15 protein-coding genes are annotated in these 20,951 nt (G+C 33.6%); 4 read left to right on the forward strand and 11 right to left on the reverse strand.

Translation table 11 applies throughout. From position 1 onward, the window contains the following. Positions 1 to 170 precede the first annotated feature (170 nt). From OD917_RS06570 to OD917_RS06605, 8 genes are all read right to left on the reverse strand, one after another. On the reverse strand, positions 171 to 1,793 hold the full coding sequence (locus OD917_RS06570; RefSeq protein WP_263522757.1) for a UxaA family hydrolase: 1,623 nt from the start codon (positions 1,791 to 1,793) through the stop codon (positions 171 to 173). A 40-nt stretch (positions 1,794 to 1,833) separates the two neighbouring features. Then, positions 1,834 to 3,282: a tagaturonate reductase gene (locus tag OD917_RS06575; protein ID WP_263522758.1), complete on the reverse strand. Its 1,449-nt coding sequence runs from the start codon at positions 3,280 to 3,282 to the stop codon at positions 1,834 to 1,836. 221 nt (positions 3,283 to 3,503) lie between these two features. Continuing rightward, the gene (locus OD917_RS06580) at positions 3,504 to 4,172 is read right to left on the reverse strand and encodes a bifunctional 4-hydroxy-2-oxoglutarate aldolase/2-dehydro-3-deoxy-phosphogluconate aldolase (protein WP_263522759.1); all 669 of its coding nucleotides are present in this window, start codon (positions 4,170 to 4,172) and stop codon (positions 3,504 to 3,506) included. A 12-nt stretch (positions 4,173 to 4,184) separates the two neighbouring features. Beyond that, positions 4,185 to 5,207 (reverse strand): sugar kinase, encoded by a 1,023-nt coding sequence (locus OD917_RS06585; RefSeq protein WP_263522760.1) that lies wholly within the window; start codon positions 5,205 to 5,207, stop codon positions 4,185 to 4,187. 176 nt (positions 5,208 to 5,383) lie between these two features. Further along, the gene (gene uxaC, locus OD917_RS06590; RefSeq protein ID WP_263522761.1) at positions 5,384 to 6,784 is read right to left on the reverse strand and encodes a glucuronate isomerase; all 1,401 of its coding nucleotides are present in this window, start codon (positions 6,782 to 6,784) and stop codon (positions 5,384 to 5,386) included. A 24-nt stretch (positions 6,785 to 6,808) separates the two neighbouring features. After that, a complete protein-coding gene (locus tag OD917_RS06595) occupies positions 6,809 to 7,600 on the reverse strand; it encodes a gluconate 5-dehydrogenase (RefSeq protein ID WP_263522762.1) in 792 nt (263 codons plus the stop codon). Position 7,601: 1 nt separating this feature from the next. Then, a complete protein-coding gene (kduI, locus tag OD917_RS06600) occupies positions 7,602 to 8,441 on the reverse strand; it encodes a 5-dehydro-4-deoxy-D-glucuronate isomerase (protein WP_263522763.1) in 840 nt (279 codons plus the stop codon). Between the two features lie 98 nt (positions 8,442 to 8,539). Continuing rightward, positions 8,540 to 10,006: an MFS transporter gene (locus OD917_RS06605; protein ID WP_263522764.1), complete on the reverse strand. Its 1,467-nt coding sequence runs from the start codon at positions 10,004 to 10,006 to the stop codon at positions 8,540 to 8,542. Between the two features lie 406 nt (positions 10,007 to 10,412). On the opposite strand from OD917_RS06605, the gene OD917_RS06610 reads away from it, so the two are divergent. Then, the gene (locus tag OD917_RS06610; RefSeq protein ID WP_263522765.1) at positions 10,413 to 11,351 is read left to right on the forward strand and encodes an alpha/beta hydrolase; all 939 of its coding nucleotides are present in this window, start codon (positions 10,413 to 10,415) and stop codon (positions 11,349 to 11,351) included. 87 nt (positions 11,352 to 11,438) lie between these two features. Here OD917_RS06610 and OD917_RS06615 read toward each other — a convergent pair whose 3' ends face one another. The 3 genes from OD917_RS06615 to OD917_RS06625 form a co-directional block, all read right to left on the reverse strand. Then, positions 11,439 to 12,851, reverse strand: coding sequence for a PepSY-associated TM helix domain-containing protein (locus OD917_RS06615; RefSeq protein WP_263522766.1), 1,413 nt, complete (start codon positions 12,849 to 12,851; stop codon positions 11,439 to 11,441). A 73-nt stretch (positions 12,852 to 12,924) separates the two neighbouring features. Then, a complete protein-coding gene (locus OD917_RS06620; protein ID WP_263522767.1) occupies positions 12,925 to 14,157 on the reverse strand; it encodes a DUF4374 domain-containing protein in 1,233 nt (410 codons plus the stop codon). A 24-nt stretch (positions 14,158 to 14,181) separates the two neighbouring features. Beyond that, complete coding sequence (locus OD917_RS06625) at positions 14,182 to 16,575, reverse strand: TonB-dependent receptor (RefSeq protein WP_263522768.1); 2,394 nt, start codon at positions 16,573 to 16,575, stop codon at positions 14,182 to 14,184. Positions 16,576 to 16,682: 107 nt separating this feature from the next. On the opposite strand from OD917_RS06625, the gene OD917_RS06630 reads away from it, so the two are divergent. The 3 genes from OD917_RS06630 (at position 16,683) to OD917_RS06640 (ending at position 20,943) form a co-directional block, all read left to right on the forward strand. Continuing rightward, the gene (locus OD917_RS06630; RefSeq protein WP_263522769.1) at positions 16,683 to 17,714 is read left to right on the forward strand and encodes a helix-turn-helix domain-containing protein; all 1,032 of its coding nucleotides are present in this window, start codon (positions 16,683 to 16,685) and stop codon (positions 17,712 to 17,714) included. Positions 17,715 to 18,261: 547 nt separating this feature from the next. Beyond that, positions 18,262 to 18,576 carry a hypothetical protein gene (locus OD917_RS06635; protein WP_263522770.1) on the forward strand — a complete coding sequence of 105 codons (315 nt, stop codon included), beginning with the start codon at positions 18,262 to 18,264 and terminating at the stop codon, positions 18,574 to 18,576. Between the two features lie 105 nt (positions 18,577 to 18,681). Continuing rightward, positions 18,682 to 20,943: a CocE/NonD family hydrolase gene (locus tag OD917_RS06640; protein WP_263522771.1), complete on the forward strand. Its 2,262-nt coding sequence runs from the start codon at positions 18,682 to 18,684 to the stop codon at positions 20,941 to 20,943. Positions 20,944 to 20,951 lie beyond the last annotated feature (8 nt).

Here is a 20,951-nt window from a genome sequence, read left to right on the forward strand (position 1 = left end):
ATGGTTACAACATACAGCTCCGGCGGAGCGACATATATTTAGATTGCAGTAAAAATATGTCGCTCCGCTGGAGCTTTCTCAAAAAAAAAAAAAAAAAAGACGCACTATATTGTGCGTCTTCTATATAAACCTTTGTCACTTTGCATCTCTGTTCCTTTGCACCTAAAAAATTACAACGAAACCCCTCTTTTCCAAGGAATAAAATCGTTTTGGTTTAAAATTGCAGCTTTGGTTTTTATTGTACCGCTGGCAACATCAATAATAAATTCTAACATTTCGTCAGCCATTTCCTCAATAGATTTTTCACCAGTAATAATGCCTCCAGTATCGATATCTATAATATCAGACATTTTGTTTGCTAACTGTGTGTTTGATGAAATCTTTACAACTGGTGCAATTGGGTTTCCTGTTGGAGTTCCTAAACCTGTTGTAAACAATACCATATTTGCACCAGAACCTACCATTGCAGTTGTACATTCTACGTCGTTTCCTGGCGTACATAACAATGTAAATCCTGGTTCGTTAATATACTCTCCATAATCGAAAACACCTGTAATTGGTGATGTTCCACCTTTTTTGGCAGCACCAGCCGATTTCATAGCATCTGTAATCAAACCGTCTTTAATGTTACCTGGAGAAGGATTCATATCAAATCCTGAACCTGCATCAACAACTGTTTTTTCGTACCATTGCATTAAATCTAAGAAACGTTTTCCATCCTTATCATCTACACAACGATTTACTAATTCCTGTTCTACTCCACATAATTCAGGAAATTCAGAAAGAATTGTAGTTCCTCCCAAAGCAACTAAATGATCGGATAACACTCCCAATGTCGGGTTAGCAGAAATTCCGGAGAATCCGTCAGATCCACCGCACTCTAAACCAATTCTTAATTTAGACAATGGAGCTGGCTGTCTCTTAATTTCGTTTGCTTTTTTAATAGCCTCAAAAGTATCTTTAACCACACTGCTCAACATCGTTTCGATTGTTCCTATTGATTGCTGATCGTAGATTAAAACAGGTTTTTTACTATTTGGATTAATCGCATCTAAAGCTTCTTTAAAAATTGAAATCTGAAGATTTTGACATCCTAAACTCAAAACAGTTGCTCCAGCCACGTTTGGATTATTTACATAACCAGCCAAAAGCTTCGCTAAACTGTGAGAATCCTGACGAATTCCGCCACAACCACCTTGGTGCGTAATGAATTTTACCTCAATATTGTTAAATAAATTAGCGTCGTTTGAAGCTTCTTGATTTCCTGCCCCACCCGTTTCTGATTTCACCAAAGAACGCAACAATAATTGATAATCGTTTTCTTTAGGTTTCATTAACTCCTTCTCAAAAATATCTTTTAAGATTTCAATGTTTCTGTTTTCACAAAAAACCAATGGAAAAAACAGCCATACATTTTCTGTTCCAACCTGCCCATCTTCTCTGTGATAGCCCTGCCACGTTCTGTCTTTCCATTTATCTACATTTGGAGCATTCCAGCCAATAGTTTCTGTTTTACCAGTAACTTTATCACTCTCGTGCTTTACATTTGCTGTAGAAAGTAAACCGCCTTTTTCGATTCTAGCGCTTGCTTTTCCAACCAAAACACCATACATAATGATTCTGTCCCCTACATTAAAAGGAACCATTGCAATCTTATGTTTCATTTTTACATCAGACTCTACGGTAATTGATTGTCCTTCAAAATCAATCACTTCGCCTGCAGTAAGATCCACCAAAGCAACCGCAACATTGTCGGTTGGGTTTACTTTTATTAATTTTTTCTGCGTTGCCATAATTAACCTTTGTTCTTTGTTCTTTTTGTTGTGTTTTTTTTTATTTTATTCTTTCTTGAAACTTAGCAAAACCAGCTTCAATTCCGTTTGAATCTATTTCTTCTAAAGCAATTGTAATTGCTTTTGTTAAACCTGGAATTTCTGTTAAATCTTCCTCCCAAAAACCTTTATTTTGTAATGTTAAACGAGCAATTTTCTCGTAATCATCAGACTTCCAAAGTCCGTTGAAGAATGTTGTAATATCTTCGCTGTCGTTCACTGGCAAATCTTGTCCATTCCAAGTTCCTTTGTAGAAACGAATTAAAGCCGCAAAAGCGAAAGTTAAATGAACAGGAAGTTTTCCGTGAACATCAACATAGCCTGTTAAACTTGGCAATACACGAACTTTAAATTTAGAAATTGAATTTAAAGCGATCGAAGACAATAAGTGCTTCACGAATGGATTTCTAAAACGGTCTAAAATCTCTTCAGAGAAACTAGCCAATTCTTCTTTATCCATGTTTAAAGTTTCATTGATTTCTTCAAATAATGCTTTATTGATAAAATCACCAGTAAAAGCATTATCAACAGTTTCTTTTACAGTTTCGTTTCCGTAAAGCAAAGAAAATGGAACCATTGCAGTGTGCGCTCCGTTCAAAATTCTAACTTTACGAGTTCTGTAAGGCTGCATATCAGAAATGATTTTGACATCTAAATCTGTTTTATGAAATGGAAGTTTTGCTTTTAATTCATCATCCCCTTCAATAACCCATAAGAAGAAAGTTTCTGCACTTACAATCAAATCATCTTTGTATGAAAGCTGTGCATTGTATTCTTCGATTTGATCTTTTGGATAACCTGGAACAATTCTGTCAACCAAAGTATTATGGAAAGAACAATCGTTTAGTAACCAAGAAACAAATTCTTGTTCCAATTTCCAATCTACACAATACTTCAAAATAATTTCTTTTAAAGTATCTGAATTATAATTGATTAATTCGCAAGGAATAATCGTTAAAGCTTTATCTGAAGCCCCCTTAAAGTGCTTGAATCTTTCATGTAAAAGTACAGTCAATTTCGCTGGGAAAGAAACTGGCGGCTGCATAGTTGGCAAATCTGAAGCAATGTACTCAATTCCTGCTTCTGTTGTGTTTGAAATAATAAAAGCCAATTCTTCTTCTTTAGCTAAAGCTAAATAATCTTGAAAAGAAGCATAAGGATCAATCGCTTTTACAATATTAGTGATCAATTCTTTTTCTTGAATTTCTTCACCTTTTTTAACTCCTTTCATGAACAAAGTATACAATCCGTCTTGCGCATTAATCATGTTCACCAAACCTTTATCGATTGGCTGAACCACAGCAATACCCGCATTAAAATCAGCTTCCTGATTTAATTTTTGGATAGCATATTCAACAAAAGCTCTTAAGAAGTTTCCTTCTCCAAATTGTACGATTTTAATCGGAAGTTTCTCTGTAAGTCCCGCGTTTGATCTGTTTATTTTTTCCATTTTGAATTCTAAGTTAGTTGTGTTATAAATAACCATTTACAAACCCTATTTCTTCATTTCTGCCTTTAAAATTGTAAAAGAAACATCACACCCGATTGAGTAAAATAGAGCCCGCTGTGAGGAATGGCGAGCTAAATTTTTCAAGCGTAATGTTCTATTACAATCTCTAAAAATCTAAAAAAAACTTATTAAAATAAGGGGTTGGCATGATTACTCCTTATTTATTTTCGAATGTTTTTTATAATATCAAGAACCTGTTTCACTTTTGCAGTTAGTCCGTCGAAGTCTTTATTTTCTAATATGTCTTTTGAAATCAATTGTGAACCTAAACCAACACAGGTTGCTCCGGCATTCAGCCATGAACTCAAACTTTCTACTGTTGGATAAACTCCGCCCGTAGGCATAATGTTTGTCCACGGACATGGGCCTTTTATTGCTTTAATAAATTCTGGGCCATAAGTATCGGCTGGGAATAATTTTACGATTTCACAGCCTAATTCTTCTGCTCTTGCAATTTCTGTCAGAGTACCGCAACCAGGCGACCAAAGTACTTTTCTGCGATTACAAGCTATAGCTATATCTTCTCTAAAAACTGGTGTTACAATAAAATTTGCTCCTAAACTCATGTACAATGAAGCCGAAGCCGCATCTGTCACAGAACCCACTCCTAAAATCATTCCTGGAAGTTCTGCTAAAGCGTATTTGTTTAAAGCTCCAAAAACTTCATATGCAAAATCACCTCTGCTTGTAAATTCCATCAATCTGGAACCTCCGTCGTAACATGCTTTTAAAACTTTTTTACTTAGCTCAATATCCGAATGAAAAAACAACGGAACCATCCCATTATCTTTCATTGTTTGAGCTACTTCAATTCTTGAATATTTTGCCATTTTTATTTAAAATTATCTTGATACTAATGCAGAACCATCACCATCAATCATATTTTCTACTTCTTTTAAAGTAACCAAGTTGTAATCTCCTGCAATTGTATGTTTTAGACAACAAGCTGCAACTGCAAAATCTAAAGCTCTCTGATTGTTATTTTGATATTCTAACAAACCATAAATTAATCCGCCCATGAAAGCATCACCGCTTCCAACACGATCAACGACCGGAGTAACTTCTTTAACGGCTGCACTGTAAATTGCTTTTCCATCGTATAAAATTCCGCCAATTCTTTGATGTGAAGCACTAACAGAATAACGAAGCGTTGTTGCAGCAATTTTTAAGTTCGGAATCAATTCAAACAATTTATCGTAAACTGCTGGAAGTGATTTTTCGTCCTGATAATTCGGATTTACTTTTGGGATTCCAAGCATGAAATATGCTGTGTCGATATCTCCTAAAATCACATTACTGTACTTTAGCATTTCTGGCATAACCTCGCTTGGCGTTTTTCCATATTGCCAAAGTTTCGATCTATAATTTAAATCACATGAAATTTTAATTCCCAATTTATGAGCAACTTTAATAGCTTCTAAACAAGCTTCTGCTGCACTTTCTGAAATCGCTGGTGTAATTCCGCTCCAGTGAAACCATTCAGCTCCAGCTAGCACTTTTTCCCAATCAACCATACCTTTTTGGATTGTTGACATGGCACTGTGCGAGCGATCGTAAACAACATTGCTTCCGCGAGTTCCTGCGCCAGTTTCTAAGAAATAGATCCCTAAACGCTCCCCTCCGTAAACTATATTCTTAGACTCGACATTCATTTTTCGCATTTCTTTTAATGCCGAAAAACCAATTTCGTTTTCAGGTAATCTGGTTACAAATTCAGCGTTGATTCCATAATTTGCTAAAGAAACACACACATTGAATTCTCCACCACCGTACGTAGCACCAAATGCTGTAGATTGCGAAAAACGCAAATGTCTTTCTGTCGATAAACGCAGCATAATTTCTCCAAATGCAACTACTCTACTCATTTCTTTTATTTTTAAATTTACCATTAAGGCATTAAGAGAATTAAACTTTACTTTATGTTCTCTTTGCTATTAAAGGTTAAGTTTATTAAGCCTACTCGCTTAATTATCTTTATTATTTAAGTAACTATTTATTAAATCAAAAACTTAATTTTCTTAATATCTTAATGGTTAAAAAATTAGAATTTGAAATATTCTTTTGCGTTGTTGTATGAAATATCAGAAACTAATTTTCCAATCCATTCCATATCATTTGGAAGCTCTCCTCTTTTAATTTCATCTCCCAAAAGATTACATAAAATACGTCTGAAATATTCGTGCCTTGGGAATGATAAGAAACTTCTAGAATCTGTCAACATTCCAACAAAACAACTGATTAGCCCCATATTTGAAAGCGCATTCAATTGTTTTGTCATTCCATCTTTCTGATCTAAGAACCACCATCCAGATCCAAATTGTACTTTTCCGCGAACGCTTCCGTCGTTGAAATTTCCAATCATCGTTGCCATCACTTCGTTATCAGCAGGATTTAAGTTGTAAATGATTGTTTTAGTCAATTTATCTTTACTGTCTAAAGCATTTAAGAAAGCAGACAATTTTTGTGCTTGAGGATAATCTCCAATAGAATCCCATCCTGTATCTGGACCTAAGATTCTATGCATACGAGCATTGTTGTTACGCAATGCACCTAAGTGAAATTGCTGTACCCATCCAAATTCATGATATGTTTCTGATAAGAAAACTAAAATGGCACTATGGAATTTTAAAATCTCTTCTTGAGACAACGTTCCATTTTCTCTTTTCTTTTTGAAAATCGCATTGATTTCACTTTCTGTAAAGCTCTCAAAATCAATTTGATTCAATCCATGATCACTTAATTTACATCCGTTCGCATTAAAAAATTCGATTCTTTTTCTTAAAGCAGACTGCAAATCAGCGTAAGTGTTAATTGCAACTCCGGACACATCCCCTAATGTGTCCAGATATGCATTATAACCATCATTAGCAATTAAGATGGCTTTATCAGGTCTGAAAGCCGTACTCATTTTAATTCCAGTCGAATTATTCGCGAATTTTTGGTGAAATTCTAACGAATCAATTGGATCTTCTGTCGTACAAACTAATTCAGCGTTTACTTTTTTAAGAAGGTTTTGCGTGCTGTACGCTTGAGAATTGATTTTCTCCGAAGTTTCGATATAAATTTTCTCGGCAGATTTCTCATTCAATAAATCATAAATATCAAAATAACGAGCCAATTCTAAGTGAGTCCAGTGGTACAAAGGATTACGCATTGTGTACGGAACTGTTTTTCCCCAGTTTAAGAATTTATCTTTATCTGAACCATTTCCTGTTACAAACTGCTCGTTGATTCCCAAAGTACGCATTGCACGCCATTTGTAATGATCTCCATTAATCCAAACTTGAGTAATATTGTCAAAGATTTTATCTTCAGCAATAAACTGTGGATTTAAATGGTTATGGTAATCTATAATGGGCTGATTTTTTGAGTAATTGTGATATAACTCCTCAGCATATTTATTTTCTAATAAAAAATTATCGTTTATGAATGTCTGGCTCATGTCTTTTAAAATATAATTTGAGAATTATTCTTCGTTTGAAGGTTTTCCTATTGTAGCTAGGATTCCACCATCTACATATAAAATGTGACCGTTTACAAAATCACTCGCTTTTGATGATAAAAATATCGCCGCTCCAGCCAAATCGCTTGGATCACCCCATTTTGCTGCAGGAGTTCTGCTGATGATGAAATCATTAAACGGATGTCCATCAACTCTAATTGGTTTGGTTTGTTCTGTTGCAAAATATCCAGGACCGATTCCGTTAATCTGAACATTGTATTTTGCCCATTCTGTTGCCATGTTTTTAGTCAGCATTTTCAAGCCTCCTTTTGCAGCAGCGTAAGCAGAAACTGTATTTCTTCCCAACTCACTCATCATTGAGCAAATGTTGATGATTTTTCCTTGACGTCTTTCGATCATTCCTTTGGCAACATGCTTGGAAACGATAAACGGACTTACAAGATCAATATCGACTACTTCTCTGAAATCTGAAACTTCCATATCGAGAAGCGGAATTCTTTTGATAATTCCAGCATTATTGATTAAGATATCAATTGATCCAACTTCGCTTTCAATTTTCGCAACAGCAGTTTTTACTTCCTGCTCTTCTGTTACATTAAATTTGTAACCAACTGCATTAATGCCTTCACTTTTTAGTTCTGCTACAGCATTATCAATTTTTTCTTGAGATGAATTTCCGTTTACAACGATTGTTGCACCTGCCTGACCTAATCCTTTTGCCATTGCCATTCCCAGTCCGTGCGTACTTCCAGTGATAAGGGCAACTTTTCCTTTTATATCAAATAAATTTGTCAACTTATCTTAAATCAGTGATTTTACAAACATCCATATCTCCATAATCTAAGTTTTCACCAGCCATACCCCAGATAAAAGTATAATTGCTAGTTCCTGAACCTGAGTGAATAGACCAAGGCGGAGAAATTACTGCCTGATGATTGTTCATCCAAATATGTCTTGTTTCTTGCGGTTGTCCCATAAAGTGGCAAACTGCTTGATCTTGTGGAATATCTAAATAGAAATAAACTTCCATTCTACGATCGTGAACGTGTGCAGGCATCGTATTCCAAACACTTCCCGGTTTTAATTCTGTCATTCCCATTTGCAATTGGCAAGTTGTCACCACGTTTCCAATAATCATTTGGTTTACGGTACGGTGATTTGCTGTTTCCATCGTTCCCAATTGTAATTTATTAGCTTCAGCTAAACTTACTTTCTTAGTTGGATAAGTGGTATGTGCCGGTGCAGAGTTCAAATAGAATTTAGCAGGATTGTTTTTGTCGTCACTTTTAAAAACCACCTCTTTATTTCCAGCTCCGATATACAAAGCATCTTTAAAACCTAACTCATAAGTTGTTCCTTCTACTACAACAGAACCGCTTCCTCCAACATTGATGATTCCCAACTCTCTACGCTCTAAAAAGTAAGGTGCTTTTAAAGGATCGATTGTTTCTAAAGCTAAATCGCCTTTTACAGGAACTGCAGAACCAGCAATGTATCTGTCGTAGTGTGAATAAACCAATACAACTTCGTCCTCTTGCATTAAGTCATCAATTAAGAATTCTTCTCTCAATTGCTGCGTATCATATTTTTTAACTGCTTCTGGGCTTGACGCGTATCTTGAACTATATTTTGTCATAATTTTAAATTAATGTAATCGATTGCACAAAATTATATTTTTATATTTAAATAGCATAATTGAAAACGAAAAATTATTTCAATTATCCTAATTTTTCTTTATAGATCAGTGATTGGAGCATATTTAGGAACCAGTGATTTCATTACAATCCAACCAGTTAAGTAACAAATTGCACAAATTGAAAAGATAATAAAATAACCCGCTTCTATTCCTTTAAATCCCATAAAAACCATTTCTGTTTCTTTAGCATAATCAAACAAAACTCCTGAACCTTTATTGATTACTGTAGATCCAATTCCACCTGCTAAACCGCCGATTCCTGTAATTGTTGCAATTGCTTTCTTAGGAAACATATCTCCAACCGTTGTGAAAATATTTGCCGACCAAGATTGGTGCGCTGCCCCTGCAATTCCAATAATAATTACTGGAACCCAGTAACTAATGTAACCAAGTGGCTGTGCGATTAAAGCTAATAATGGGAAAAATGCAAAAATCAACATCGCTCTCATTCTTCCTTCATAAGGATTCATTCCTTTTTTCTCAACGAAATACGTTGGAAGCCATCCTCCAATGATTGATAATAATGTAATTAAATAAAGTACAAATAATGGAAAAGCAGCTTCTGTAGAATCCATTCCGTAAACAGAACTTAAATAAGCTGGAGTCCAGAATAAAAAGAACCACCAAACTCCGTCTGTCATGAATTTACCAAACGCAAACGCCCATGTCTGTTTGTATTTAAAACAATCTGCTAAAGAAACTTTTCCTTTAGCTTCAGGTTTGAAACCAATTTTACTATCCTCAATATCATCTTGTTGAATATAAGCCAATTCTTCTGCTGTAACTTTAGAATGTCTTTCTGGCTTATCGTACATAAACATCCAAAATCCCATCCAAACAAAACCTAAAGCTCCGATAATGATAAAAGACATTTCCCAACCAAAAGATTTTGCAATAAACGGAATTGTAATTGGCGCCGCTAAAGCTCCAACTGTTGCACCTGCGTTAAAGATACTTGTTGCAAATGCTCTGTCTTTTTTAGGAAAATATTCTGCTGTAGTTTTAATAGCCGCAGGGAAGTTTCCTGCTTCTCCAACTGCTAAAACGAAACGAGCAAAAATAAATAGCGCCACACTTACATTGATTACCAAAGCTGTATCACTTATTGTACTGATTATTTCTTTTGAACCATGAAACCCTACAAACCATTCTCCTGTAATAATTCCTGAAGTAGCAATTCCGCAAAAAGCGTGAAGACAAGCTCCCACAGACCATATTCCGATTGCCCAAAGAAATCCTTTTTTAGTATCCAACCAATCCACAAATCTTCCAGCAAACAATAAGGAAACTGCATAAAAAATAGAAAACAAAGCAGTGATATTTCCGTAGTCATTGTTTGTCCAGTGAAATTCTGGCGCAATAAAATCACTCCAAGTTAAAGAAAGCACTTGTCTGTCCAGATAATTGATCGTAGTTGCAAAAAATAATAATGCGCAAATACTCCAACGGTATTTACCGGTTGTCTTAACACTCTGATTTACTGCAACGGTTTCGGTTTGATTCATAGTAAGTTGAAATTATAGTTTTGTAATTTTTGGTAAGCGTGAGATAGTTCTATTTACATCTTTCTAAAAATATTAAAACCAACAAATTAACATTCTACGAAAGAAATAATGTAATCGATTGCACAAATATAGTTTTTAATCTGTATAATCCAAATAAATTATATATAAAATTATTTAAAGTGGCTAAATAAACATATTAAGCAAAAAAAATAATACAAAATTACACATTAAACAATATATTTGTTAAAAGCCAATAGACAAAAATCATCCTTTTTATGGTATAAAATTGTCCAAAACTTGATACTTTTCGCGCTTATTTTACCTATTTTTATTAAACAATTTTAGTTCTCTTATTTTTAGAACCAAAATAAAATAAACAATTGTAAACCAAATAATTATAATTAAATTGAAAAATACAACAACACAATCTTTAAGAAAAATTACATTAAGTTTTTTTCTGTTTTCGGGAATATTTAGCATTAACGCGCAAAATCAGGTAATTCCGTTGTGGAATAAAATTCCTGATGAAATAAAAGCTACTGATTATAAAGAAAAACCAGAACTGAAAGATGGAAAAATGCAAAGTACGAGTCAGGTTTCTGTACCTACTTTAAGCATTTTTATTCCGAAAGAAACAAAAACTAATCAAACTGCTGTTGTAATTTGCCCTGGAGGCGGCTACACGCATTTGGCTTTTGATAAAGAAGGAACCAAAGTAGCTGAATGGTTCAATAGCTTAGGAATTGCAGCTTTTGTATTGAAATACCGCATGCCAACTGATTTAACGATGAAAAATAAAAATGTTGGTCCGTTGCAAGATGCGCAAGAAGCCATTCGCTATGTAAGACAAAATGCAGCAAAATGGAATATTGATCCTAATAAAATTGGAATTTTAGGTTTTTCAGCTGGAGGACATTTAGCGTCTACAGCTTCAACACATTACGATGACAAAGTTTATGAATCAGCTTTTAAAGTAAGTGCTCGTCCAGACTTTTCGCTACTAATTTATCCTGTAATTTCGATGGAAAATGAAATAACACACAAAGGCTCGCAAATCAATTTACTTGGAAACAATCCTTCAAAAGAGTTAATAGATTCGTTTTCAAACGAAAAGAAAGTTACTTCGAAAACACCTCCAACTTTCTTAATTCATGCTACAGATGACACTGTTGTAATTCCAGAGAATAGCATCAATTACTATTTAGCCTTAAAGAAGAATGGCGTTTCTGCAGAAATGCATATCTACGAAAAAGGCGGTCACGGATTTGGCTTAGGAATTAGCGACACAAATAAATTCTGGACTAGAGACTGCGAAGAATGGCTTAAAGCAAACGGTTATAACTAAAATAAAAAAAGGCAAAACTTTTACAAGTTTTGCCTTTTGATCAAAAAAAAAAAAAAAACAAGGGATGAAAAAACCTTTTCAATATCTTTAAGCAGTAACTTCTTGTTCTGCTGTATTTTTCAATTTAGGAACAGGAATTGCTTTGCTTGCAACTTTTGGCTGAGCAGTCGGTTTCTTTTTACCAAATTTCTGTTTTCCCCACCAAATAATAAAACCTGTAATTGGTAAGCTCGCCGAAATTAAACTGGCAAAAAATGCAATAAATTTCCCTGTTAATCCAAGAACGCTTCCTACATGAATATCATAATTCATACGTCGGATTTTATCTGGAATATTGGCCTCAGTATACTTTCCCGAAAAAGGTGTTTTAATTGAGATTTCTTTCAAACTCTGCTGATCAAAACTATATCGATCCATATTATAAAAAGTGTGTTTTTGCTTATATACAAAAGCACCAATTGGATCTGCAGGTTTCGCTGGAATACTGATTAAAATTCCAGCCGCTTGCGGATTTTCTTTTCTTAAATTCAATAAAACTTTATCGGCAGTTGTGATATTGAATTCCTTCACATGAGTTGTATCAGATTTTGGAGATTCGCGATTTTCAACCAATGGTTTTCCTCCAGATGTGACCCAATACAACGATTTACTCCACCATCCAAAACTCCATACTAAACCTGTCACGGCTATGAAAAACAGAAATATACAACTGTAAAAACCAAGCACATTATGCATATCATAATTGACACGTTTAAAGCTCGCATCCCATTTAATTTTAAAACTTTTATCAATAATAGATTTAATCCATTTTGTTGGCCACCATAAAACGATACCCGAAATTAATAGTACCACAAAAATTAAAACTGCAACTCCAACAATTGGCCTTCCAATATCATAAGGAAGCCATAATGCGCGATGTCCGTTTAATATCCATCGGAAAAAATCGGGTGATTCACCTCTTGAAAAAGTTTTTATATTTAATATTTCTCCTGTATAAGGATTCATATAAACACTAATAAAAGTTCCAGATCTTCTGCCTCCTTTCGGTTTTTCTCCCTTTCCTTTTCCTTTGCCTTTTTCAGCAAGTTTTCCTTTTGCGTTTTCGTTTTTAGCAAAATCTTTTTTTCTTTCTCCTCTTTTCTCTCCGCGCCCTCCTTTTTCACCTTCTTCTTTTTTCTCCACAAAATAACCAACAATAGCTGCTTCATCTTTTGCGCCAAAAGTGACACTTGTAGCTTTTTTGTCTTTCATTTTTTTATCAGCAATCGAGACCAATTGCGAAGGCAGTAAAAATGCTTCATTCTGAGGTTTTACAAAACGCCAGTCTTCAATAAAATCTTTAATTTCATTTTCAAAAACATAAATACAGCCTGTAAGACTGACAATTACTACAATGATTCCAGATGCCAAACCGAGCCACAAATGCAGCCAGGCCATAATACGCTTAAAAAGCGACTTTTTACTTTTTTTCTTATTATTCGGTTTTGAAGAAGAAAACATAATTGGATAGATAAATAGGATAAATGAAAAAACTGTAAGCCCTCATAAAATAAGGACTTACAGTAAAAAAATATTAGTATTTCAATTTTTGAATTGCAGTAATTTGTCCGCCTTCAACTTTCATACCTTTTGTTGCAACAGCAGTTGTACCGTTGATTGAGTAAATCCAGTTTCCATCAGGAGTATTGATACCTACAATTGCAGAACTTCCGTCTTCAGAAGTAATGTTGTAACGGCTAGTTACAGAAGTTAATGTTTCTGGTGCATTTGTTACCCAAGTAAATGTTTGGTTGTAAACATCTGCAATTGCCATTTTTACAGTTCCGCTATTTTTTCCAACATTTCCGTACATTAACAATAAGAATTTACCTTTTGAAATATAAGTTGTAGAAGAAATTTTATATCCGCCAGATTTTTCTTGAACGTTAAAGAAGTAAGATTGATCAAATTCTGTAGTTCCTTTTTTAATTTTAACAACAGCAGAAGGTTTGGTAGAAGTCATTACAGAATTGCTTGTAGCGATTGCACCTGAGAAACCGTAAGCATCTCCATTTTCATCCTGAAATAATCCGTTTGTGAAATAAGCTCCTAAATAACTTGTTCTGTTATCTTTGATTACTTTTTCTAATTTCAATTCTGGGTAGTTGTAAACCGCAACCCAGGTACTATCTGGATTTGCAGTTCCAAAGTTATCTACTCCATCTCCTTTAATACTCATATAAGGCATATATACTTTTTCTCCAACTTGAGTTGCCCAAGTAAAGAAAGCTCTTTCTCCATTCCCTGCTAATACTTTAGTATCTTGTTGAGCTTCACCAGTAATAAGTGAATTTACAGCATCAATTTTATACATTGAAGCAATTGAAGCACCGCTTCTTGGAACTTTAATTGTCAAAATATCAGTATTTACAGCCGCAAAAACGTGTACAGTTTCTGCTTGAAAATCAGATTTCTTAACTAATTTTCCTTCTGAATTTAAATTATAAGTTGTTACAGCTCCCGGATTTCCTTGTCCGTAAAGCAAACTGAAGAAATTATTTTGTGCTGTAATATAGTAACGATACGTTCCGTCTTGCTCCAATCCGTTTCCTGTAGTTGTGATTGTTCCTGTTGAAACATCGTCTGCAGTCAATAAATAATCTGCAATTCCTGCTGCTCCAGTTGTTGCAGTAATAATATATTTCGTTTTCCCTGTATCAGTTCCTCCGCCAGTTTCTTCTCCTGATTTATCAGAATCACTGCTGCAAGAAAAAGCTGTAAAAGCTAAAACAGCTGATAATAAAGCTAATGTTGTACTTTTTTTCATTGTATTATGTATTTGTATTAAAAATTAATTGTTTGATTTACTGAAATAATATCTAAACTTGATGTAAAAAGCTCTGCTTGGTTTTTGCAATGAAAAATTATCGTAAAGCTTATTATCTAAAAGATTTTTACATTCTAAAGCGATATTGTATTTTCCGTTTGCCATTGTATAAACCGCATTTAAATCGTGGCTGAACTGCTGCGGAATTTCTAATTTACTGTCCTTGCTTCCCATACTTGGCCATGACAGATAATAAGTGTGAACATATAGCAGATTATAGCCTACAGACAAATTGTTACCTTTTTTCCAAACATTATTAAAGAACATTGTAGCATCTGCATTACCAAAGAGATAAGGCATGTTTGGAATTCTGTCATTATAAAAAGGAGATACATAATTTTGATTTGGCTCGTACATTGTTTTGTTTCTAATGTTCTGATATGTTGCGTTGAAACCAGCCGTAAAACGATTCCCATAAGAATATCTTACCTCACCATCAATACCATAATTGGTAACTTTTCCCTGATTCACATTTGTGGTCATGGTTTGATTATTGTTTAATGTTGCACGAATAAAGTCTGTGGCATTTCTATGCAAAAGATTCACATCAAATGACAAGGCATTTTTTTCATTAAAACTTGTCTGATAACTTGCTCCTAAATTGTAGTTGTTACTTGTTTCAGGTTTTAAAGAAAGGTTTCCTTCTAAATTGTCATTGACATTACCAAAGATTTCCTCTGGAGTTGGGAGCCTATACGTCTTTTCATAAGAAGCCTTAATTTGAAGATTATGCCTTAAATAATAACTCGTAGCTGCGCCATATCCAGTTGTAGAAGTATGATCTACATATTTTTGATAAGCTATATCTCCTGTAGCTCCCGACGGATTATAGCTTCTTGAATAAGTAGTTTTTAATGAATAATCTTTTAGAAAAACAGAAGTACTCCATTTTTCATTGTAATCTAATTTATAACCCAATCCTAAAACATTCTTTTGCGTTTTCTTAGGCTGTTTATACACCAAAGATTCTGGAACTAATTCGTCACTTTCTTTACGATCAAACGTGTTAAACGTATTATTGACCATAAACGAATGTCTGTCATTAAGTGTGTAAGTAGCATTGGCCGTCGCTACTCCATTATTATTGTAAAACTTGCGCAGAGTTCGGCTTCTTTCTCCTCCGTCACCATCATATTCTTTATAGTCGCCAAACCAATTGTATCTTCTAAAAACAGTATCTATATTCTGTTCGTAACCAAAATTGTAATTTCCAGTAACATTTACATTCAGACCTTTTGTAAATAAATCTCTAACCTGATATTTCAAAGTAGGCATTACAATACTTCCTTTTCTGTAAATCTGACCAAAAACGCTTACCATTCTGGCTCCCGTTTGAATATCGGCTTTGTTTTCACCACCAGTAAATCCGATCATTAACTTATCAGCGTATTTTTTTCCTGTTACACCAATATTGAAAATCACGGTTTCATTACGATATTTATCGTGAAAACGTCTCACTCTTTGGTTAGGGAAATATGCTCCAGTATTTAAATCTGCGACATCGACATTTACCCAATAATTATTATCTGAATAGTTTTGAAAAGCATTAATTTCTGTTGTAAAACCGCTTTTTGCAGTATATCCAGCATTAATACTTGAACGATGCGTATTAAAAGATCCGAACGAATAAGAAGCATCAATAAAAGTTCTAGGTTTACTGTTTGTTACAATATTGATTGCTCCGCCTAAAGCATCTCCACCCAACCAAATTGGCACAACACCTTTGTAAACTTCCACGCGATCAGCTAAATTGATTGGAATATTATTTATTTGAAAAGAAGAACCAAAATTATCCATCGGAACGCCATCAATAAATACTTTAATTTGATTTCCTGAGAATCCATTGATCGAAAGTTCTGATCTTGAACCTACTCCGCCTGCTTCACGGTTTCGAACTCCCGAAACGCGATCTAATGCATGAGATAAATCTAAAGTTGAATTGTGAAGCTTTCTAGCATCTATTGCAGTTACACTGTAAGCTTGTTTATTTACTTTTTCTGTTTGAGATCTTCCTAGTACAGTTACACTTTCTAACTCTTGCAATTCATTTTCCATTTTAATCGAAACATCTAAATTACTTGCTGAAACTTCGATCTGTTTTTTCTGAACTGCAAACCCAACTGCGGAAACTTTTAGAACATATTTTCCTGGAGCTACATTTTTGAAAATATAATTCCCATTTTCATCTGAAATCACACTCAAATCCGTTTTTTCAATAATAACCGTTGCAAACGGAATTGTCTCTCCAGAATTTTCAACAACTTTTCCAGACACCAAAAAGCCCTGATTTTGCTGGGAAAACGATAAGAACGTAAATAAAAAAGACAAACAGGCAAATAAAATTTTTTGAGTTGACATATCTTTAATTAGACTAATTATAAATAACTTTGCTGCAAAAGTACCATCAACGTCTTAAAAAAAGATAGGGAAAAACGGATTATTATTTTGTAAAAACGGATTAAATTTTGAAAATCAAAGCCACTCTTTTAACGCCAGAAATGCCTATAATTAAAATTCAAATTGGAGACAAATATTACCCAAAGAGCATTTTAACCGAAGAAAACATCAATATACAAAATGGAGATTCAGAGAAAATTATAAGTCACCATTTGATAACTGAAGGATTAGTTCTTTTGGATACTGAAATGTATTTCTCAACTCCTAAAACCGTTAACTTTGAAATTAATGAAGAATCTGTAGTAATGAATTTTATTTACAGTAGTAATGTAGAAACCCAAATTGATCAATTAGAAGGCGAAAAATACTCCAAAGAAAACACTCATAACATTTTTTATACCAGTGATTTCAAAGGTTCATTTAAAATTCCTGCTTCTACTCCTACAAACTATCTTTCTATCATTCTTTCCAAAGAATTTTATTATAATATTATCAATGAAGACTGGCAACTTCATGAAAAGTTTTCAAAAAAAATACTTCAAAAGCAATCTAGTTATTTAACTACAAAATATCTTCCTTTTACACCAGCTATCCAATGGGTAACACACGAAATAAAAAACTGTTCAAGACAAGGTGTTTTAAAAAGAATTTATATTGAAAGTAAAATAAAAGAACTTTTAATTCATCAACTTGAAAGCTTAATTATTAAACCTTTAGCAACAGATAAAATTGACGAAGAAGATTACAACAAATTATTAGAAGCAAAAAAAATATTAGACAACGATTATAGAAACACACCTACTCTACCTGAACTTTCCAGACTTATTTCGCTAAACGAATTCAAATTAAAAAAAGGATTTAAAACTTGTTTTGGCACAACCGTTAAAAGTTATATCATCAAACTAAGAATGGAGCATGCCAAAGAATTGTTTCAAAATAAAAAAGCAACAGTAACTGAAGCTGCGTATAAATGTGGTTATAAAGATGTTTCGCATTTTTCGGCGGCATTTAAAAACTATTATGGATTCTCACCTCAAAAGTTTAAAATCAATACCGATGTAATTCAATTCTGGCTCGTTGGTCTTTCATTTTTTATATAAAAAAAGGGTTTTAAAATTATGTCCGTCGACCTAATCTTAAAACCCAAAAAAAAATTAGACATTAATGTATAATGCAAACTCTTATACAAGTACCCACGATCAAATGAATATGTCAAATTCGTTGTAAAAATGTTTCTCCAAAAACAGCTCTAGAAACATTACATGACATTTAAAAAGGTAAAAATGCCAATAGTTTCAAGATTTCTACAGCCCAAAAGTATAAAGCTTAAAAGAGAATACATTACGGTTTTCCTCATTAAATAAAAAATAATGGAACCAAACTCATCTCCAAAGAGCTAATTAATTGTACAGCAGAATATTTCATTTTTTTATTTAACAAAACTTTCGCAAAAGAAAATTCTCATTTTTTTTTAAACTTTCTTTAGAAGAAGCGAAAAAACTACATTTCTTGTCCTAGATTAAGTCTTGATTTTCTAAATCCTATCTACATTTGTAACCAATGTTAATTAGATAAAGAAAGAATTTGTCAATTAGATAATGAAAAGCTCAGAAACTTAGTACCTTAGTATTTTAGAACCTTAAAAAAATGAAAACTTTACAATTCTTATTACTTGGAAAAAACGAAGCGATATTGACAATTTTACTTCGTCTTGTTAATGCAGATGAAAACTGGAACGGAGTTGCTTTTAATAACGAAAAAGAAGCTCAAGAATACTTTCAAAACAATAAAATCGACATTGTGCTTTTAAGTTCTGCAATTGAAGATCATGTGGAGAAAGAATTCACTTCTTTCTGCTTAAAACATCAGCCAGACGTAGAAGTCATTGAACATTTTGGAGGCGGAAGCGGATTGTTAAAATCTGAGATTTTGCATCGATTACATTTAAAAGGAAAAATTTAGCTATTACATATTTATCTTTAAAAATCGATTGTCGACTATAAGAAATTTATGCTACTTTTGAGAACACAAATTTAAACCAACACCTCAAAAAGTAAGTTTCTTAAGATGAAAAAAAGCATTGCTCTATTATTAATTTGTTTTTCCTTTCAAATAGGAACTTCACAAAAAATCTATTTCGAAAAAAGCAATTACAAAGACAGTCTGACTCTAAGCAAGAACATGCCTCTTCTTGCCAAAAAAATACTGCCTCTTTATAAAAACCCAAGCAGGGCTTCTTACTTAGATAATTATGCGCGAATACAATCTGTTGCAGGAGATTTTAAAGGAATGCGTCAGACCTTTGAAACCTATTCTCAGGAAATTTTAGGAGACAGTATTGCCAACAGACCTTTAGGATTTATTTATAAAACTTATGGAAAAACAGCTTTAAAAGAACCTAAAACAAAATCTGATTTCGAAAAAATCTACAAATCTGAATTCTACAAGTTATACAATACATTAAATACAGAAGGAAAAAGCTGGGCCGAAGGGTATTATGAATTAAAACTGGCCGACATTAAAAACGATTATGAAGAGCAACTTAAAGCTGTTCAAAATAGTGATAGCATTAGTGTAGAAAATGCCGCGCAATTATGCAGACAATATGCTCGCTATTCTATTATAAGCAAAACATTTTCTCTGGCTACTAAAATAATTGCAGAGATAGAAGCTAATACTTACATAATAGATCGTGATATCATTATTACATTGCCAAACGGAAGTACAATTTCTGCCACTATGGTCAAACTTAAAAATGTAACCGAGCCACAGCCCGTTGTAATGAAATATAATATCTATGCAGGAAACGAAGTCAGCGACTGTAAAGAAATTGCGAATATGGGTTATGTGGGTTTTGTTGCCAATACACGAGGCAAACGTTTAAGCAATGATCCAATAGAACCTTACGAACACGATGGCGACGATGCCTATCATATTCTAGACTGGGTTAGCAAACAGGCGTGGTGCAATGGTAAAATTGGATTATACGGCGGCAGTTATTTGGGCTTTAGCCAATGGAGCGCTGTAAAAAAAGTACATCCTGCTTTAAAAACAATTGTACCTCTAGTTTCGGTAGGAGCCGGAATTGATTTTCCTATGCAAAACGGTATTTTTATGAGTTATGCTTTAAAATGGATTCATCTGGTTGCCAATACTAAATTAACAGATCTCAACAGCTTTTTAAATAGCAAAAAATGGGATGAAGTTTTTACTCAATATTACAAAACGGGAGCGAGTTTTCGTTCTTTAGACAAAATTGAAGGCAATTCTTCTCCTCTATTTCAAAGATGGCTAGAGCATCCTGCTTACGATAGCTACTGGCAGAATATGACGCCTCAAAAAGAAGCATTTGCTAATATTAATATTCCAATTTTAAGCACAACAGGCTATTATGATGATGATCAGCTTGGAGCAATGTACTACTACAATCAGTATCAAAAATACAATAAAAGCGATAATTATTATCTAATAATCGGGCCTTATGACCATGGCGGTTCGCAGGGAACTCCACGAAAAGAATTAGGCGGTTATACTATCGATGAAGCGGCTAATATTCCAATTAATGCTATTATTTTTCAATGGTTTGATCATATTTTGAAAGGTGCAAAACGTCCTGAAATTTTAAAAGATAAAGTAAACTTTGAAATTATGGGGAAAAATGAATGGAAAAGCGTTGCTTCTTTAGACAAAATGCACAATGAAAACTTAACTTTTTATCTAAATAACAGCAATTCAAAATATACTTTACAAAAAACAGCTCCAAAAAAAGCTGTTTCTATTAACCAAACAGTTGATCTTACAGATCGATCTGAAATTAATATCTATAATGACGACTACGTAAACGGTTTTCCTAAAGTTATTGATTCGATTTTAAAACCAGAAAAACATTTATTGGTTTTTGAAAGTGATCCTCTTGAAAATTCGACCATAATCAGTGGTTCATTGAAAACATCTTTAAAAATAAGCACCAACAAAAAAGACATAGATGTCGAAATACAGCTTTATGAAAAAACAGCAAAAGGTCAATATTTTGCTTTAACCAACAATTTACAAAGAGCCAGTTTTGCAAAAGATCGAACCAAAAGACAATTACTTATTCCAAATAAAATAGAAACAATAGATATTGAACAAACCTTTATTATTTCGAAAGAATTAGAAAAAGGAAGTTCAATTGTAATCGTATTAGGAGCTAATAAAAATCCAAACTGGGAAATTAATTACGGTACTGGTAAAAATGTGAGCGACGAAACTATTGCTGATGCTAAAGAGCCTCTAAAAATAAAATGGTATTCTGACAGCACCATTACACTTCCGATTTTAAAATTGTAAATCAGTTT

Origin of the sequence: Flavobacterium sp. SH_e (assembly GCF_025717045.1) — a bacterium.
GTDB lineage: Bacteria > Bacteroidota > Bacteroidia > Flavobacteriales > Flavobacteriaceae > Flavobacterium.

Bases quoted from the DNA above. Each gene is read 5' to 3' on its own strand.
- OD917_RS06620 (WP_263522767.1), bottom strand. From the start codon at position 14,157: ATGAAAAAAAGTACAACATTAGCTTTATTATCAGCTGTTTTAGCTTTT.
- OD917_RS06640 (WP_263522771.1), top strand. From the start codon at position 18,682: ATGAAAAAAAGCATTGCTCTATTATTAATTTGTTTTTCCTTTCAAATA.
- OD917_RS06570 (WP_263522757.1), bottom strand. From the start codon at position 1,793: ATGGCAACGCAGAAAAAATTAATAAAAGTAAACCCAACCGACAATGTT.
- OD917_RS06625 (WP_263522768.1), bottom strand. From the start codon at position 16,575: ATGTCAACTCAAAAAATTTTATTTGCCTGTTTGTCTTTTTTATTTACG.
- OD917_RS06605 (WP_263522764.1), bottom strand. From the start codon at position 10,006: ATGAATCAAACCGAAACCGTTGCAGTAAATCAGAGTGTTAAGACAACC.
- OD917_RS06585 (WP_263522760.1), bottom strand. From the start codon at position 5,207: ATGAGTAGAGTAGTTGCATTTGGAGAAATTATGCTGCGTTTATCGACA.
- OD917_RS06615 (WP_263522766.1), bottom strand. From the start codon at position 12,851: ATGTTTTCTTCTTCAAAACCGAATAATAAGAAAAAAAGTAAAAAGTCG.
- OD917_RS06635 (WP_263522770.1), top strand. From the start codon at position 18,262: ATGAAAACTTTACAATTCTTATTACTTGGAAAAAACGAAGCGATATTG.
- OD917_RS06575 (WP_263522758.1), bottom strand. From the start codon at position 3,282: ATGGAAAAAATAAACAGATCAAACGCGGGACTTACAGAGAAACTTCCG.
- OD917_RS06580 (WP_263522759.1), bottom strand. From the start codon at position 4,172: ATGGCAAAATATTCAAGAATTGAAGTAGCTCAAACAATGAAAGATAAT.
- uxaC (WP_263522761.1), bottom strand. From the start codon at position 6,784: ATGAGCCAGACATTCATAAACGATAATTTTTTATTAGAAAATAAATAT.
- kduI (WP_263522763.1), bottom strand. From the start codon at position 8,441: ATGACAAAATATAGTTCAAGATACGCGTCAAGCCCAGAAGCAGTTAAA.